This window comes from Paenibacillus xylanexedens (assembly GCF_001908275.1).
Taxonomy (GTDB): domain Bacteria; phylum Bacillota; class Bacilli; order Paenibacillales; family Paenibacillaceae; genus Paenibacillus; species Paenibacillus xylanexedens_A.
On record NZ_CP018620.1, the window covers coordinates 275,025 to 291,754 of the forward strand.

General features: G+C 46.5%; 14 protein-coding genes. 6 read left to right on the forward strand and 8 right to left on the reverse strand.

The window, feature by feature from the left end; translation table 11 throughout:
• Positions 1–99: 99 nt before the first annotated feature.
• The 4 genes from BS614_RS01050 to uxaC all read right to left on the reverse strand — a co-directional run bounded on the left by BS614_RS01050 (position 100) and on the right by uxaC (position 6,082).
• Complete coding sequence (locus tag BS614_RS01050; protein ID WP_036612899.1) at positions 100–1,977, reverse strand: ABC transporter ATP-binding protein; 1,878 nt, start codon at positions 1,975–1,977, stop codon at positions 100–102.
• On the reverse strand, positions 1,974–3,701 hold the full coding sequence (locus BS614_RS01055; protein WP_074092644.1) for an ABC transporter ATP-binding protein: 1,728 nt from the start codon (positions 3,699–3,701) through the stop codon (positions 1,974–1,976). The genes BS614_RS01050 and BS614_RS01055 overlap by 4 nt, the downstream gene beginning before the upstream one ends.
• On the reverse strand, positions 3,698–4,240 hold the full coding sequence (locus BS614_RS01060; RefSeq protein ID WP_074092645.1) for a MarR family winged helix-turn-helix transcriptional regulator: 543 nt from the start codon (positions 4,238–4,240) through the stop codon (positions 3,698–3,700). The genes BS614_RS01055 and BS614_RS01060 overlap by 4 nt, the downstream gene beginning before the upstream one ends.
• 399 nt (positions 4,241–4,639) lie before the next feature.
• Positions 4,640–6,082, reverse strand: coding sequence for a glucuronate isomerase (uxaC, locus tag BS614_RS01065; RefSeq protein ID WP_074092646.1), 1,443 nt, complete (start codon positions 6,080–6,082; stop codon positions 4,640–4,642).
• A 203-nt stretch (positions 6,083–6,285) separates the two neighbouring features.
• Between uxaC and BS614_RS01070 the strand changes: the two genes are divergently transcribed.
• On the forward strand, positions 6,286–7,029 hold the full coding sequence (locus BS614_RS01070) for an MBL fold metallo-hydrolase (RefSeq protein WP_074092647.1): 744 nt from the start codon (positions 6,286–6,288) through the stop codon (positions 7,027–7,029).
• A gap of 64 nt (positions 7,030–7,093) precedes the next feature.
• Positions 7,094–7,372: a hypothetical protein gene (locus BS614_RS01075; RefSeq protein ID WP_036612914.1), complete on the forward strand. Its 279-nt coding sequence runs from the start codon at positions 7,094–7,096 to the stop codon at positions 7,370–7,372.
• 79 nt (positions 7,373–7,451) lie between these two features.
• On the opposite strand, the gene BS614_RS01080 is transcribed toward BS614_RS01075, so the two are convergent.
• The 3 genes from BS614_RS01080 to BS614_RS01090 all read right to left on the reverse strand — a co-directional run bounded on the left by BS614_RS01080 (position 7,452) and on the right by BS614_RS01090 (position 12,594).
• The gene (locus BS614_RS01080) at positions 7,452–8,084 is read right to left on the reverse strand and encodes a hypothetical protein (RefSeq protein ID WP_074092648.1); all 633 of its coding nucleotides are present in this window, start codon (positions 8,082–8,084) and stop codon (positions 7,452–7,454) included.
• A 540-nt stretch (positions 8,085–8,624) separates the two neighbouring features.
• On the reverse strand, positions 8,625–10,106 hold the full coding sequence (locus BS614_RS01085) for an alpha-amylase (protein ID WP_074092649.1): 1,482 nt from the start codon (positions 10,104–10,106) through the stop codon (positions 8,625–8,627).
• 175 nt (positions 10,107–10,281) lie between these two features.
• Entirely contained in the window at positions 10,282–12,594 is a 2,313-nt protein-coding gene (locus tag BS614_RS01090; protein WP_074092650.1) for an ATP-dependent DNA helicase, read from the reverse strand.
• Positions 12,595–12,796: 202 nt separating this feature from the next.
• Here BS614_RS01090 and BS614_RS01095 point away from each other — a divergent pair, with 202 nt between their 5' ends.
• From BS614_RS01095 to BS614_RS01110, 4 genes are all read left to right on the forward strand, one after another.
• Positions 12,797–12,976, forward strand: a complete 180-nt coding sequence (locus BS614_RS01095; RefSeq protein WP_425320288.1) for a helix-turn-helix transcriptional regulator — start codon at positions 12,797–12,799, stop codon at positions 12,974–12,976.
• Entirely contained in the window at positions 12,966–13,280 is a 315-nt protein-coding gene (locus BS614_RS01100) for a hypothetical protein (protein ID WP_074092652.1), read from the forward strand. The genes BS614_RS01095 and BS614_RS01100 overlap by 11 nt, the downstream gene beginning before the upstream one ends.
• A gap of 91 nt (positions 13,281–13,371) precedes the next feature.
• Complete coding sequence (locus tag BS614_RS32320; protein WP_074092653.1) at positions 13,372–13,869, forward strand: antibiotic biosynthesis monooxygenase family protein; 498 nt, start codon at positions 13,372–13,374, stop codon at positions 13,867–13,869.
• A 231-nt stretch (positions 13,870–14,100) separates the two neighbouring features.
• A complete protein-coding gene (locus BS614_RS01110) occupies positions 14,101–16,023 on the forward strand; it encodes an LTA synthase family protein (protein WP_074096626.1) in 1,923 nt (640 codons plus the stop codon).
• Between the two features lie 95 nt (positions 16,024–16,118).
• Here BS614_RS01110 and BS614_RS01115 read toward each other — a convergent pair whose 3' ends face one another.
• A complete protein-coding gene (locus tag BS614_RS01115) occupies positions 16,119–16,637 on the reverse strand; it encodes a hypothetical protein (RefSeq protein ID WP_074092654.1) in 519 nt (172 codons plus the stop codon).
• Positions 16,638–16,730 lie beyond the last annotated feature (93 nt).

The window sequence follows — 16,730 nt, forward strand, 5'->3', positions numbered from 1 at the left end:
CAATCAGCTCCACATTGGAATACACTCCTCTGGATACACGACAAATAGCCGGGAGCACCCTAAGAGTGCTCCCGGCTATTCTTGTTAGTTACAGTGTAATCAGATCGCCTGCGGTTGCTGCTCCGCAAACTGACTATTGTACAGATCCGCGTAGAAGCCCTGACTTGCCATCAATTCATCATGATTACCCTGTTCAATCACGTTACCATGATCCATAACCAGGATCAGATCGGCGCCGCGAATGGTAGACAAACGGTGTGCAATGACAAAGCTCGTGCGATCCTTCATCAGATCATTCATTGCTTTCTGGATAAATACTTCGGTCCGTGTATCCACGCTACTCGTCGCTTCATCCAGAATGAGGATGGCTGGGTTCGCCAGAATCGCTCTTGCAATGGTCAGCAACTGTTTCTGCCCTTGAGAGATGTTCGACGCCTCTTCATTCAGCACCGTATCATAACCATCAGGCAGTGTACGGATAAAGTGATCCGCATGTGCCGCAACGGCTGCCTTGATTACATCCTCTTCCGTAGAACCTTCTCGACCATAGGCGATGTTGTCCCGAATCGTTCCGTTGAACAACCAGGTATCCTGAAGCACCATGCCGAACAGACTGCGCAGCTTACCACGCTCCATGTCCTTAATGTCTGCACCGTCAATCGTAATCCGACCATCCTGAATTTCGTAGAAACGCATTAACAGGTTGATCAGGGTGGTTTTACCGGCTCCCGTTGGTCCAACAATGGCTACCGTCTGTCCCGGTTTTACATCAATATTCATGTTATGAATGAGCAGTTCATTTTCTTTATATCCAAAATTAACACCTTGGAATGCAACCGCACCTTTAGGCTGCTGTAATTGCACGGGTTGTTTGGACTCCGGAACTTCTTCCTCTTCATCCAGCAACTCGAATACCCGTTCTGCCGAAGCAATCGTTGATTGAATAATATTCGAGATATTTGCAATCTGGTTAATCGGTTGTGTGAATTGACGGGAATATTGTGTGAAGGCCAGAATATCCCCAATAGAGATAGAACCACGTGTAACAAAAATCCCACCAACCACACAGATCAGCACATAACCCAAGTTACCTACGAAACTCATGAGCGGCATAATAATACCCGAGATAAACTGGGCTTTCCAGCCGGATTCATACAGTTCTTCATTGACCTTCTCAAATTGCTGTACGGATTGTTCTTCACGTCCAAAGGCTTTGACAACCTTGTGTCCGGTATACATCTCTTCGACATGACCATTCAGTTCTCCAAGGGATTTCTGTTGACCGGCAAAGTGTTTTTGCGAACGGGAAGCGACCAGCATGACAACAACCACACTGAGTGGCAACGTCAAAATCGTGATCAGCGTCATCCATGGACTAATCGTCAGCATCATGATAATTACGCCGACAATTGTGACGATGGACGTAATGAACTGTGCCAAACTTTGCTGAAGTGTATTACTGATATTGTCCACGTCATTCGTGGCACGGCTAAGTGTCTCCCCAGTTGTGCGGGAGTCAAAATATTTCAAAGGAAGGCGTCCAACCTTCGCACTGATCTGCTCACGCATGTCATATACAACACGCTGGGCCACACCGGCCATCAGGTATTGCTGAACATACATAAATGCAGCACTGAACAGATAGAGTCCGCCAAGCAGGTATAATACTTTCATCAATGCAGGAAAATCAATCCCGGCTCCCTGTACACCCTGAAGGATGGCAATGGCGCCTTTACTGAGAATATCCGTTCCTTCGGCCATAACTTTTGGACTGATGATGCTGAATACGGTACTCAAAATGGCTGCAACCAGCACACCTAGCAGACGAGAACTATGAGGCTGGAGATAACGAATCAAGCGACGCAGTGTGCCTTTGAAATCTTTTGCTTTCTCAGCGGGAGGTCGCATGCCCATTCCGGGACCTGGACCCGGCCCACCATGGGGACGAGGCGACTTGCGTTCTGTACGTTCACTCATGCGATCTCCTCCTCTGTCAGCTGGGAGGATACAATCTCGCGATACACTTCATTGTGCTCCAGCAGCTCTTTATGTGTTCCTGAACCGACAATTCGGCCCTCATCCATAACCAGAATGCGATCGGCATCCATTACTGTACTTACGCGTTGCGCAACAATCAGCACAGCCGCTTCTGTCGTTTCGGACTTCAGTGCAGCACGAAGTTTAGCATCCGTTTTAAAATCGAGAGCAGAGAAACTGTCATCAAAGATATAAACTTCCGGACGGCGAACAAGTGCGCGGGCAATGGACAGACGTTGCTTTTGTCCACCAGATACGTTGTTACCACCTTGCGCGATAAGACTATCATATCCCTCTTTCATCTCGGTGATGAAGTTCTCCGCCTGAGCCGTACGGGCTGCATGAACAACTTCATCCATTGTGGCATCGTCTTTCCCGTGACGGATATTCTCCGTAATCGTACCCGTAAAGAGGACTGCCTTTTGTGGTACAAAGCCAATTTTGGCACGCAGATCTTCCTGCCGAATTTCACGCACATCCGTACCATTTACCCGAACACTGCCTTCGGTCACATCATAAAATCGTGGAATAAGACTGAGCAATGTCGATTTCCCGGAACCCGTACCGCCAATGATGGCTGTTGTCTCACCTGAGCGAGCTGTGAAAGATATATCGGACAAAGCTGGATTCTCTGCGCCCGGATAACGGAAAGTTACATTGTCAAACTCAATCATACCCTGCATGGATTTCATACCACGAGGCTGCTCGGGATTGCTAAGATCCGGCTGCATATCAAGCACTTCGTTGATCCGTTCTGCCGATGCTGAAGCTCTTGGAATCATGACAAAGATCATGGAAACCATAATCAGTGAGAACATGATTTGCATTGCATACTGGATGAAGGCAATCAATGCACCGATGTTCATATTGCCGCTGTCGATCCGCATTCCACCAAAATAAAGGATGGCAATCATCGAAAAGTTCATAACCAGCATCATCACAGGCATGATGGTCGCCATGAGCACATTAACTTTGATCGATGAATCTCTCAGTTCTGTGTTGGCCCCGTTAAAGCGCACTTTCTCATGCTCCCCACGGTTGAAGGAACGAACAACCCGAATCCCTGTTAACTGCTCACGCAGCACCAGATTGAGTCGGTCCAGCTTTTTCTGAATGGTTTTGAACAAAGGTAAACCCTTGGCACCAATCAGCGCAATGGCTCCGCCCAGTACCGGAAGCACAACCAGGAAAATCGTAGATAATTTGGCGTCCTGAGATACCGCCATGAAGATACCCCCGATACACATGAGCGGAGCCATAATCATCATGCGCAGCATCATCGTGAGTACATTCTGTACCTGCGTGATGTCATTGGTCGTACGCGTAATCAGTGAAGCAGTCCCCATCTTATCGAACTCCTGAAGCGAGAAATTCTCCACATGGCGGAAAACTCTGCTACGCAGTTGTTTGGCAAATCCACCCGCTGTTCGAGATGAGAGGTAACTCGCGATCACCGAACACGCTGTTCCGCCAATCGCGATGACCAACATCCATCCACCAATCTGCCAGATATACGGGATATCCCCTTTAATGATTCCGTCATTCACAATATCTGCCATTAACGTAGGCAGGTACAATTCAGCAAGCGACTGAAACAGTACCAAAACCAAAATAAAAATAATCGGAATTTGGTATGGCTTCAGCATGCGAAACAGTTTCATCATGGCGTATCATCTCCTCTTGTCGAATCATCCTTTTGTAAGGAAGTTAATGTATCAAAAAAGGTGTATACCTTTGTCAACAACTCAGCCAGCTGAGTACTGTCTTGCTCACCCAAATGCTCAACTAACTTATTGAATATTTCCATGCGCTCTTGGTGAGCAGCCCGAATAATTTCACGACCTGCTTCAGTAATCGTGATTCGGACCGCACGGCGATCCTCCGGGTCCATCGTCCGTTTGACCAGTCCCTCATCTTCAAGGCCACGAATAACAGGTGTAATGGTCGGTGACTTCACTCGTAGCAATGCGCTGATTTCCGAGACTTTCATCCCGGGATGATTGGATTCGATCGTGTCATTGAAATCAGGCGGATTGTCCTGCCAGTTCAATTGTTCTCCCGGATGCATCCCGTGGAGTAAACAACCCAGCACCATAATTTCGTTATGATTGCGCCCATGAGGTTTATGTTGCCTCCATTTGCCTTTATTAAACTGCATAATGGAGTACAAAAGCTTCTGAGCGACCGGATCTATACCAGTCATAATGGGTCCCTCCTTCTTTCTTTATCATTCCATAGACATCCAATATCATAGGACATCTATTAAATAGCAGTACAATTAGATAGATGCACAATTAATTAGGTGTACTAAGTATATTATCGCAAGAAACGAATGTCAAACATCTAAAAATAACCAATATAAACCCATAACCAAGAGCCTATACGCGCTTGATTAGGGTTTTGTCATTTGGCCGTTATTGGAGCATTCTATACTTATTATGTGCAATTCCATGAATTCAACTTACAAAGAAGTTCCCATTCCTTACTCCGGTGGATGATGACCCGGGGGTAAGAAATGGGAGCATTTTATTACGATTGAAAAGTAGACTCAAAAGAATCTTCTTACTACATAAATTGCATGATTAGGTGCGTTTGTTACTCATTAAGACTGTGAAGCAGAGACCGCTTTAGGCACTGAGGCAAACGGGAAATATTCTTTTGCATTGTTGTAGGCAATGCCTTGTACGATCTGACCGAGCAACTCCATATCCTGCGGTGCCTCCCCTTGATCGGCCCATTCACCGATGAGATTGCAGACCAGACGACGGAAATACTCATGCCGGGTGTAGGACAGGAAGCTGCGTGAATCGGTCAGCATGCCGACAAATCGGCTGAGCAGACCAACATTCGCCAGTGCCTTCATCTGAGCAAGCATGCCGTCCTTTGTATCATTGAACCACCAGGCGGCACCAAGCTGGATTTTGCCCGGAATACCCCCGCCCTGGAAGCTGCCAATGATCGCCGCGAGCACTTCGTTGTCCCTTGGATTCAGAGAATACAGAATTGTTTTGGGCAGTGCTTGTTGCTGCTCCAACGCATCGAGCAATCCAATCATCGCTGCGGAAAGCGGCGTATCATTGACTGCATCGTATCCGGTATCCGGCCCAAGCTTGGCAAACATCCGTGTATTGTTGTTACGGGCTGCATTAATGTGGAACTGCATCACCCAGCCCCGCTCTGCATACAGTTTGCCAAGGAATGTCAGCGTCACTGTCTTGTACTTGTCCTCTTCCTCACGAGTTACCTTGTGGCCCGCAAGTGCCTTGGCAAAAATGGCACCCGCTTCTTCGCGTGTAGCCACGCCGTAAGGGACATAATCGAGTGCATGGTCAGAGACTCTGCCGCCGACAGAATGGAAGAATTCCACACGTGACTCCAGCGCAGCAAGGAAGGATTCATAATCTGAAATGGCGGTGCCAGATGCCTGCGACAGCTTGCCCACCCATTCCACGAAGGTATCCCGGTTCAATTCCAAGCCTTTATCCGGGCGGAAAGAAGGTAATACCGCCGTATCAAAACCTTCGATTTCCTGAATCTTCAGATGATACTCCAGAGAATCCGTTGGATCATCGGTTGTGCACACAACAGTAACATTAGATTTGGTAATTAGATCACGTGCACCGAATCCGTCACTGTTAAGTTTGGCATTTACTTTTTCCCAAATGGCTGGTGCGCTTGTCTCATTCAGTACTTCGTAGACGCCGAAATATCGCTGTAATTCCAGATGAGACCAGGCGTACAGCGGATTACCGATCATCATAGGGACCGTTTTGGCGTAAGCCAGGAAACGATCGTAATCGGTCACTCCTTCGCCGCCGGTCACATATTGCTCTTCAATTCCGTTTGCGCGCATGAGCCGCCACTTATAGTGATCACCGTATAACCAAGCCTCTGTAAGATTGCCAAAGGTTTTGTTCTCGTAGATCTCCTGAGGACTGAGGTGGCAATGATAATCAATAATCGGCATGTCTTTGGCATAATCCTCATATAACTTGATCGCCGTTTCATTGTGCAGCAAAAATTGTTCATCCAGAAAAGATTTCATTCGCCTCGCACGCTCCCTTTAGGTGAGTTTACGTTCATATGGGTTCACTTCCCATCTTTACGCTACACTGTTTATCATCAAAGTTCAATATAAAATGATAGCGTTATCAAAAAAGGTTGATTTAGGCATATATTCGGGAACAAGGTATACTGGATTTAACGCAAGGATGCTGATCTGAAGATCACACAAGGAGATGAAATTGAATGAAAATTACTTTTCTCGGCACAGGAGATATGTTCAGCGTGGAGCAGCACCATAATAGTATGCTGGCTGAATTCGGAGACACGCATCTGGTCATTGATTTTCCGGAATCAAATGCTAAAGCACTTAAGGAATATGGATTCGCCATGACCGATATCCACAACGTGTTCATTACCCACCTGCATGAGGATCATATTAACGGTGTACAGATGCTCGGATACTACTCACAGATCGTAGGCGACCGCAAACCTCGTCTGTTCATCCACGAACAATTGGTAGATCCGCTCTGGAACATTCTATCCCCCGGCATGCGCTACACAACGGATGGTGAACGTAACATGAGCGATTACTACGATGTCGTTCCCCTGCCAGATGGAGGCACATTCGAACTGGGCGGTGTGACCTTTGAGACGTTTCGGACACAGCATGTTCCCGGTATGGTCAGCAATGGGCTACTCGCCAAACCTTACTTCTATTACAGTGCTGACAGTACACTCGATCAGGAACGGGTGGAGCAAGTTGCCGCTGATGTGCAGCTGATTTTCCATGAATGTCATATGCACGATCTGGTGATCAAATCCCATACCTCATTGAAGGATCTAGAGCAGTTACCCGCGGAAGTGAGACAGAAAACCGTACTGATGCATTATCATGACGAGTACGCGGATGCGGACAAACGGGAACATTTCAACCGCGAGCATGATCTGCGGATGGTTGGTACGTTGGAATCATTTGAGCTGGAGTAGGTAAACGGAGAGAGGGCATCGGATATTATCGTATTCGATCTATATTCTAATGGAGGTCATTGCTATGGAATATCGAATTGAACAAGGTTACTTTCTGATATATTCTCCTGCAAGAAGCACCAGTAGTGGAGACATCATGGTGGTTAAATTACTGGAAAGACCCTTTAAGGATAGAATTGAATTCCTTATTAACAGCAAAAACTATGAGTGTACTACACACCATGAATACTTAAACTTTGAGCCAACTTCTCATCATAAACCTGAAAAGCCTGGAGCATTTTCAATGGAACGAAGTGAGTTCAATCGAATGTGGGATACGATGAATCAGTATTTTGAAAAGTAATAATTTTACTATCTCAAATAGATGAACCGGCAGCGTCTACTCAGATTCCTCAGATGGAACTGGTGAGTGCTGCCTTTTCCTATTTTTCTTTCTCCCATGACTTCATATACTCAATCGTTCTCGGAGACGGATCGGCATGGATATAAAAATAATCTTCCGTTCGCTGATCATTTGGCCCATAAGAAATTTTGATATACATATCTGCATAACGCTGGATGATATTGCTGTCGATCTCCGCCTTGGGCTTTAAGACGTAACTTCTGCTCAAACTCAATCCAAGCGGTTCCTTGTCAGACTCTAAACTAATCTCGTGTGTATTGCTCACATTGGAATGAAATAACTCTCCGGCATCTATTCGATTTATCATGTTGGGATCGAGGGTAAAAGACTGAAGGACATTATCCATGGGCACCCGAGCCTCATTTACCAAAATCTCATAAGAAATTCGGTCAACTCCGGATTCATGACTCACATCCACCGTTGCAGTCAAAGTATAATCATCAGGCGTATCCTTCTGGAAGGACTCAGCTCTCTTTGTAACCCACTCATTTAAATCTCTTCGCTCCGAATTCAACGTATACTCATCGGTCCGCTTTGGTTCCCCCGCTGGCCCCTGGTTTGGTCCCAAACCGCAAGCCCCCAGACACACGGCTATTACAAATAGATACATGACCAACAGGAAGAAACGGTTCAACTCTCTTTTAGGACTCATACCATCCCTCCTTTTCTCCAATCCTCTGTAAAGAATATCGCTTATTATGATCTCTCATTTTGTTTTCTAACACTCCATATTTGGATTATTGTACCATATATTAGGATGTGAAACCGAACTGTTTCTTTCTCATTTCATGTTTTTACTTACAGTAGTGATTCGTTTGCCTATGGCGGCGAGCTTTAACCCACGTGAAGTTAACGAATCTGAGAGGCCTTATTCGGCTGAAATCCGAGTTACCAGTATTCTAACGAATATCAGACGCGTTAATCTGGTGGTGTTGCTCCTACTGGTGCTATTCCAATCGTTTTTGAGAGTAATAAGGTTACTGAGATTCGATAGAATTTCAATAACGCTAATTCAGTGCAAATAAGGTCCACTCAGTTCGTTAGGTTGGAGTTTTAGTTGTACCTAGATAAATGCAAAAAACCACCTGGACACAGGTATACTCGCTCTCCTGTTCAGATGGTTTAACGATCTATCTATATACTGTTTTTATGCGGTCGGTGTACCTTTTCTTATCCTGCCTGGCACATGCCGTTACTCAGCGTCAGCGCAGTCCTCATTCTGTTCAGGAAGGGCCCATACCGAGACGCCCCCACCGCACACATGGAAGGTGGCCCAGCCGTCTTCCTCAATGGTAATCTGATCATCACAGCTCTTCGTCAGATCCACCCAGACTTCACCAGCACGATGCTCTCCGATGAACATTCTCTTCTCACCGTCATCCCCGTTGGAGATGACCACTGCACAACCGGAACCTTCGATTTCCTCTACGCCACGACGTACCCAGCCAATCGTATTGGCGTGATCGAAGTAATCTTCCTGCTCTCCATATGCCTTATTGCAACGGGCAGACAGCAGAATGTCCAGAATTTCTTTTTTGCCATCCACAGGTTCAGGACCACCAATGCCATAATAATCCCCGTAAAATACAACCGGATACCCATCGCGACGTAATAAAGTCAACGCATACGCGCTCGGCTTAAACCAATCACCAATCCATGATTCCAACGCCTCATGAGGTTGGGAGTCATGATTATCTACAAAAGTTACCGCATGGGTAGGATGCGTCTGAACCAGGGTATCATCAAAAATTTTGGAGAGATCAAAGTCTCTACCTGCAAGCGAAGCCTCATGCAACTTGTAGTGAAGAGACACATCAAACAGGTCGATCTGATAGTCCACCGTATCAAGGAATTCACGACATGCATCCAAGTTCGAGTTCCAGAACTCACCTACGATGTAGAAATCCTGACCGCGTTTGCGGATCATCTCTGCTGCAAATTCCTTAATGAATTCATGGTTGATATGCTTAATCGCATCCAGCCGGAATCCACCACACTGGAGGGTATCGATCAGCCATTTCCCCCAATCGATCATCTCGCGCCGAACATCCGGGTGGTTATAATCTATATTGGCGAACATCAGATAGTCATAGTTGCCAAACTCATCATCAACATTCTCATTCCATTTTTTATTCTCTCCTGCGATGCGGAATACACCTGTTCGTTCTTCCCTGGCATCAAAGTCCGTGCCATTGAAGTGTTCAGAGTTCCATTTAAAAGAGGAGTATTGATCTCCGCGACCCGGGAATGTGAATTTGGTCCAGCCCTCAATCTCAAACGGCTCAGAAATTTCCTTCGTTCGATCATTCGGATCAACCTCAATCACTTTAAAAACTTCCGTCTCATCTGCTCCGGCCTTGTGATTCATAACCAGATCCACATAGACGGCAATGCCGTTCTTCTGACACTCAGCAATGGCCTCCACCAGTTCCTGCTTGGTGCCATATTTGGTCCGTACGGTACCCTTTTGATCAAATTCGCCCAGATCGTACAGATCATATACACCATAACCTGTATCTTCTGCTGACACTGCCTTGGTTACGGGTGGCACCCATACCGAGTCAATGCCTTTGGCTTTCAGTTCCGGGGCCATTTCAGCCAGTCGCTTCCAATGATCTCCGTCTGCAGCCAGGTGCCATTCAAAAAACTGCATCATGGTATGATTTCTCTTCATTATAACCGACCTCCTTGATTGCTATCGAAGCGGACCGCGGAACGGATAGGGTAATCGCCGTTGTTCGTTCGTTGCTAACCAAGTTATAACCCTTTCACCCTACCCTTCAATCATATAAAGGAAAGAAAATCGAAAAATATATGCTACATGCATCATTTCATTCGTAGTTCGTTCATCAAATTCGTTTATAGTCCCGCCACTCCTCGGGCAGTAGGGAACGATACGGTTCTTGGATAAAACGATCGTCGACCAGCACCAGCACACCCCTGTCTTCCTCCGTCCGAATCAGCCGTCCACCCGCCTGAAGCACCTTGTTCATACCCGGAAAAATATAGGCGTAATTGAATCCGTTGCGTCCTGTCCGATCATAATAATCACGTAATACGTTGTTCTCCAGACCAATCTGCGGCAGCCCCGCACCTACCACAACGACGCCATTCAAGCGGTCTCCCGGCAGATCGACACCCTCAGAGAATACGCCACCCATGACGGCAAACACCAATCGTGTTCGTTCAGGATTGGGTTGAAAACCATCCAGAAACTGCTCCCGTTCCAGTTCGTTCATGCCTTGCTTTTGTATGACCGTATCTGCTTCACTTGGAAGCTGTGCATAGGTTTCATAGATCTCGCGCATATAAGGATAGGAAGGGAAGAAGACCATTAGATTGCTGCGCGGCCATTCACTTACCAGCTGTTGCAGCATCTCCGCAATGGGGCGCCGGGACTGTTCCCGATCCTTATAACGCACGGATAAGGGCAGGAGTCTCACATCCAATTGTTCGCGCTGAAACGGCGATGGAATCTGCAATGTATAATCCTCTTCCTCTGCACCCAGCATATCCCGATAATAGCGAAGGGGTGACAATGTGGCCGAAAAATGAATGAGGGAGCGGAATCCTTTGGCCGTCTGACGAAGCAGTACCGAAGGATCGAGACAAAATAACTTTACTCTCACTTCACTTCGAACACACTCTGCATACGTAATAAAACGTTCATCATACAGCTTGGCAATGCGCAGGAAATTCTGTGCCGTGAAGTAGGCATCCAACAGTAGCTGATCCGTCTCGGCATTCCCCGAACCACCTTCAACAAGACATTGCTCCGCAACCATGACAAAAGGCTCCAGCCGTTCAATCAGTTCCTCCGGTGCTTCCTGCTGGATGATCTTTCCTTCTTCTCCACCGTTTTTCCGAAGGGTAATCAGATACTTATCAATGGCCCCGGTGTAGTCAACAATGGCTTTGGCAGCAGGCACACTACTGTCCAGCGACTGGAACTCTCTTTTCACATCCAGAAATACTGCCTTCTCCAGCTCAGCGGAAAACATCATTCGGCCACGATCGACCAGATTATGAGCCTCGTCCACCAGTAACACCGTCTTGCGTTTCTGCTCCTCCAACATTCTTTTCAGAGAGATCCTCGGATCGAAAATATAGTTGTAATCGCAGATCACCGCATCGGCTGCATACGCCGCATCCAGGGAAAACTCAAACGGACATACCCGATGTTTGCGCGCATACTGCTCGATGACCGTACGTGTCATTAATGTCTCATGTTCCAGCATGTCCAGCACAGCCCCGTTAATACGGTCATAATATCCTTCGCACATGCCGCATTGCCCCGTATCACAAGCTTCTTCTTCCTTAAAACAAATCTTATCCTTCGCGGTCAGACTGATCACATGCATCTTCAATCCTTCCGATTGCATCCGGGCAAAAGCTTCTTCTGCCGCCACCCGTGTCGTCGTCCTCGCGGTCAGATAGAACAATCGGCTCGCTTCGCCTTCGCCAATCGCTTTGACCGTGGGGAACAGTACGGACATCGTTTTACCAATGCCTGTTGGTGCTTTGGCCATCAATCCCTGACCCTCACGGATCGTCTTGTATACGGCTCCTGCCAGCTTCCGTTGTCCTTCCCGATATTTGCGAAAAGGAAACGGCAGCTCTTTCACACTGATATCACGCTTTTCTTCATATGCAGCGATCATCTCTGCATATGGCGCATAACCGGCAATCACTTCTGCCGCAAACTGCTCCAGTTCCTCTCGTTCTGCCATTCGGCGAAATCGTCTTTCTTCATGAGTTACCGAATGCACATACGTCAACTGCACTTGCATGCGTGGTTCATCTTGCTGAACGGCGTACATGTAGGCATACATCATGGCCTGCGCCCAGTGTACGGGAAGACCTTCTCCCAGATCATCCAGATTGCCCGCAGTTGATTTGATCTCATCCACCGTCAACTGACCCTCCAACCGGATCAGGCCATCACATCGTCCCTCCACCACATAGGTCAAATCCCCATGTTGAATCTCAGCTTCGAGCACAATCTCTTTCAGATCCTCTTCGGTGTACTCCTTCTGTACCCGCTGGTGAATTCGAGTTCCCTCCTGCATCGATGCATTGGTCCGAAACCCTGGACGTATGCTGCCGCTGCGGTACACATACTCTACCAAAGGTCTAACCGATATCCGAATTGTTGTTGTCATACGATCACCCGTTCTGTTTGTAGTGACTATACTTTATCATGAAATATGCTTTTGGACACAGCACCACCTCGAAGAAGTGGAAAATATTATAAAGAGAGATTGACTTCCCATCGTCCCATAAGTAAAGTTAACTTTACGTAAAGCAAACTTTACTTGTGGGAGGATATACTTGCAAAATCTAATTAGAGACAAACGAATACATATGCACATCACACAGGAAGAACTGTCTCAACGCCTAAAGGTCTCCAGGCAGACCATCATATCGTTGGAATCCGGTAAGTACAAACCTTCTCTTGTGCTTGCTCACAAGCTTGCCCAATTATTTGACTGTCAGATCGAGGAATTATTTATTTTTGAAGGAGATGAGAATATTGAGTTCTGAATTACTGAATCGGATGATCGGTATCGGTGGAATTGTAGCTGGTTTGTTATTTGCAATAATCATTATTTTTTTCACAAGGTTGATTGCAAAAAAGCACAACGGACTGGATGAGCGGTACCTCTATTGTATCACGAGAGCAAAGGCCTTCTCCTGGAATGCGACAACCATCAGTCTTGCTCTGGCTTGGATCCTTGTAGTTATACTAGACGGGATATCGTTTTCTTTTTTCATTATTACTGCAGTGTTTGTCATTCATTGTTTATCTTCTATTGCGGCAAACCTGTACTACTCAGCTCGGAATTAGCCCACCTGTCCGATACATGTGAACCGATTGGACTCGCTGATTTCCATATGCTATCTTGAAATAGAATGTACTTAATGAGGAGGCAGCTTCTATGTATATCTATTTGGTTCCTTCACCGATTCCAGATGCACTTGCTGCATACCCGCATCTGACTTTGCGAAGCGAAGAGCAGGTGCGTCTGGCTCTTGAATCCGCAGAACGCCTGATGAATATTGAGTCTGATGATAAAGTAGCCGCATATGAAGCTTTTGATGCCGCAGGCTCCTGGACTGGCGGTGGTTATGCTGTTCTCAACAATATCCCTGTCACAGAGGATGGTCGTAATGATTTCGAAGAACGGTTCAAGAACCGTGCCCGCAAGGTAGAAGACGAGCCTGGCTTTGTCGGTATTCGTGTGCTTCGTCCTCTGAAGGATGACACATATGTCGTACTTACACTCTGGCAGTCGGAGGAACATTTCAAAGGCTGGCAGGAATCCCAAGCATATAGTCACGCTCACCGTAACCGCAGTACAAGCGAAGGCCTGACCGCACAGAAGCCCACCATGTTCCCCAGACCTTCTTACGTCACAACGTACACTATAGAATAACGAATTGGGTCACATCTGGCTTTTATCGCAATAGCCCATGTTTTTTCGAACCTCTTCCTGCATGGAAGAGGTTTTTTTGCCGTCAATTGTAGATGGCTCTCATTTTTGACACAGCCATGCTGAGATAGGATAATACTTGTTAAATGAAACTTCGGAAGGGAAGGCGGTACCTTGTCACGCAGTTCACTCACCCGATTTCTAAGCGGACCGTTTATATTCTTTACCATTATCATGATGATCAAAAGTTCACTGGCCTGGATTGTTATCTTCGATGACATCCCTGTCTGGAAACCACTGCTGACCGAATTGCCGCTCATCTGGATCGGATTCTGTCTAATTGAGTGGTTTGCTGCCAAGCGGCGGATGTGGATATACCTTGCCATGAATTTGTTGCTCTCAGGGATTTTCTTTGCAGCCATCATGTACTACAAATACTATGGTGTAATCGTTAACTATCATGCGTTGGCACAGGTGAATCAGGTGACTTCGGTCAAGAGCAGCATGTTCTCTTTGCTTGATCCCTATTATTTGTTTATTTTTGCAGACGTGCTGATCATTGGGGGGATACTCATTCGTCGTCGGATCAAACTCGGGAGTACAGAACGCCCGAACCGCATTCCGCTTGAACGACGTGCCAGAAGACGTGTTGCTTCGGTCATTCTGACCCTGTCCATGATCCTCTGCATGCTTAACATCTATCCCAATCGGGCCAGCATGAGTGAGCTTACACAAGCAGAACAGATGGGCATCCTCGGTTACGAGGCGTATACCATCCTGGATCGACCTGATAAACCTGTGCCCATCGCTCACATTGATCAGACTGACATCGACCAACTGAAGCAAACGACCGAGCTTCCTGCGATTTTGGAGAAGGGTGCCGCGAGCGGACGCAATGTGATTATGCTCCAGTTGGAATCGTTTCAGAACTTTCTGATTGGATTAGAGGTAGATGGACAGGAGATTACGCCTAATCTGAATCAATTGGCTAGACAGAGCCTGTATTTTCCGAACTTTTATCAGCAAGTGGGACAGGGAAATACATCGGATGCAGAATTTGTTGTGAACACATCTTTCTACACCCCGCCGAACGGGGCAGCAACAACTGTATATGCAGATAAAGCTCTGCCAAGTCTACCCAAGTTGATGTCAGCAAACGGATATAAGACAGCAACATTCCATACGAATGATGTTCGTTTCTGGAATCGGGATCAGTTATACAAGGCACTTGGATTCGACCAGTATTATGATATTGATTATTTTGGCACACAGGACTCTATCGCCTTTTCGGCCTCGGATGAAGTCCTATATTCCAAAACACTGGATAAGCTGGAATCCATGCAGTCTTCGGGCGATCCCTTCTATGCCCATATCATCTCCATGTCAGCCCACCACCCGTACACTTTGCCTAAAAACAAGGTGAAACTGACGCTGCCAGAGCGTTACAAGGATACGTTGCCCGGTGATTATCTGATATCACAGCATTATGCAGATCAGGCGGTTGGACAGTTGATTGCTGGATTGAAAGAACAGGGATTATGGGAAAATAGCTTGTTTGTCTTGTACGGGGATCACCTGGGACTTCCCATCTATTCACTGGATCGGGATGACAAAGTCCTTATGAAAGAGTTGTATGGTCGGGAATACACATCAGCAGATATGATTAATATCCCACTCATTATCTCGGCACCGGGCGTTACCCCGGGTGTACAACTGGAACAGATCGGAGGTCAGGTGGACATTCTGCCAACGATTGCCGGACTCACCGGAGTATCACTGGAGGAACAATTACATTTCGGACAGGATTTGCTGCGTGAAGGCGGAAATCTTCTACCGGAACGATATTACCTTCCTTCCGGGTCCGTGCTAAACGATGCTTCTCTCTTCATTCCCGCGAAAGGATACGGGGATGGAACGCATTATTCCCTAGCTGATGCGGGCAGACAGGATGCCGTGCAAAAGCAGTTGAATGTTCCGTCAGAAGAGGTACCGAAAATTTCGGCGGACAAGGTACCTCCAGCATTCACCACACCCAATAACAGTGAGGTATCTTCTTCACGGTTTATAACAAAGGAACAGTACGATCGAGCATTGGATCTTGCACACTTGTCCAACAGTTATTTGAGCCAGCTACCGGATCGAAAGACTACACAATAATTGAATCTTTTCACTCGAACTCATCCATGCGGCGACCTTCCTCTTTACCATAGAGAGAACGGTCGCTATTTCTATTACGGAACCAGACTAGTGGCCTATCCATTCGTGAGCAGACCATTAAAGAGCCAGTTGCCTTCCTCGGAACGAATGAAATAGAAATCCAATGCACTGTTTCCATCAGACCATACTATAGCCATATGTAAAATGACACGATCTGAATCCAGAGGATTAAATCCACGATACTCCAAATTATTCAGGCTAACGTTTTGCAGAAAAGGGACTTCGTAATCCCCCTGTTCCAGTTTCGAAATAATGGTATTGTTCTGCTGCGATATTTCTATGTTCGATGAAGACACCGATTCAAGATATGTATAGTTATTCGATTGCATCGCCGCCATCAGTTTAAACGTTATGTTCAGCGTTTCTCTTAAACTTTCTACTTCTTCCTGCTCTTTTGTGTCTTTTGCATCTTTTTCCTTCTGAATTTGTTCGTTATCTATGGCATCCTTGCGCTCCCTCTCCTGTACATCTGGTAGTGAAGCATCGTCACTTGAACTGCAGGCTGTTAAAAATAAAGCGAGCATCCATATCAACAAGATTCTGCTTTTTCTCATCTAATCTCCTCCTTAATAAAATGAATGAACACAAACACATATCTTCCACATTTATGGTAACATATTCCATATAAAAAAAGAGTATCCTGTTCG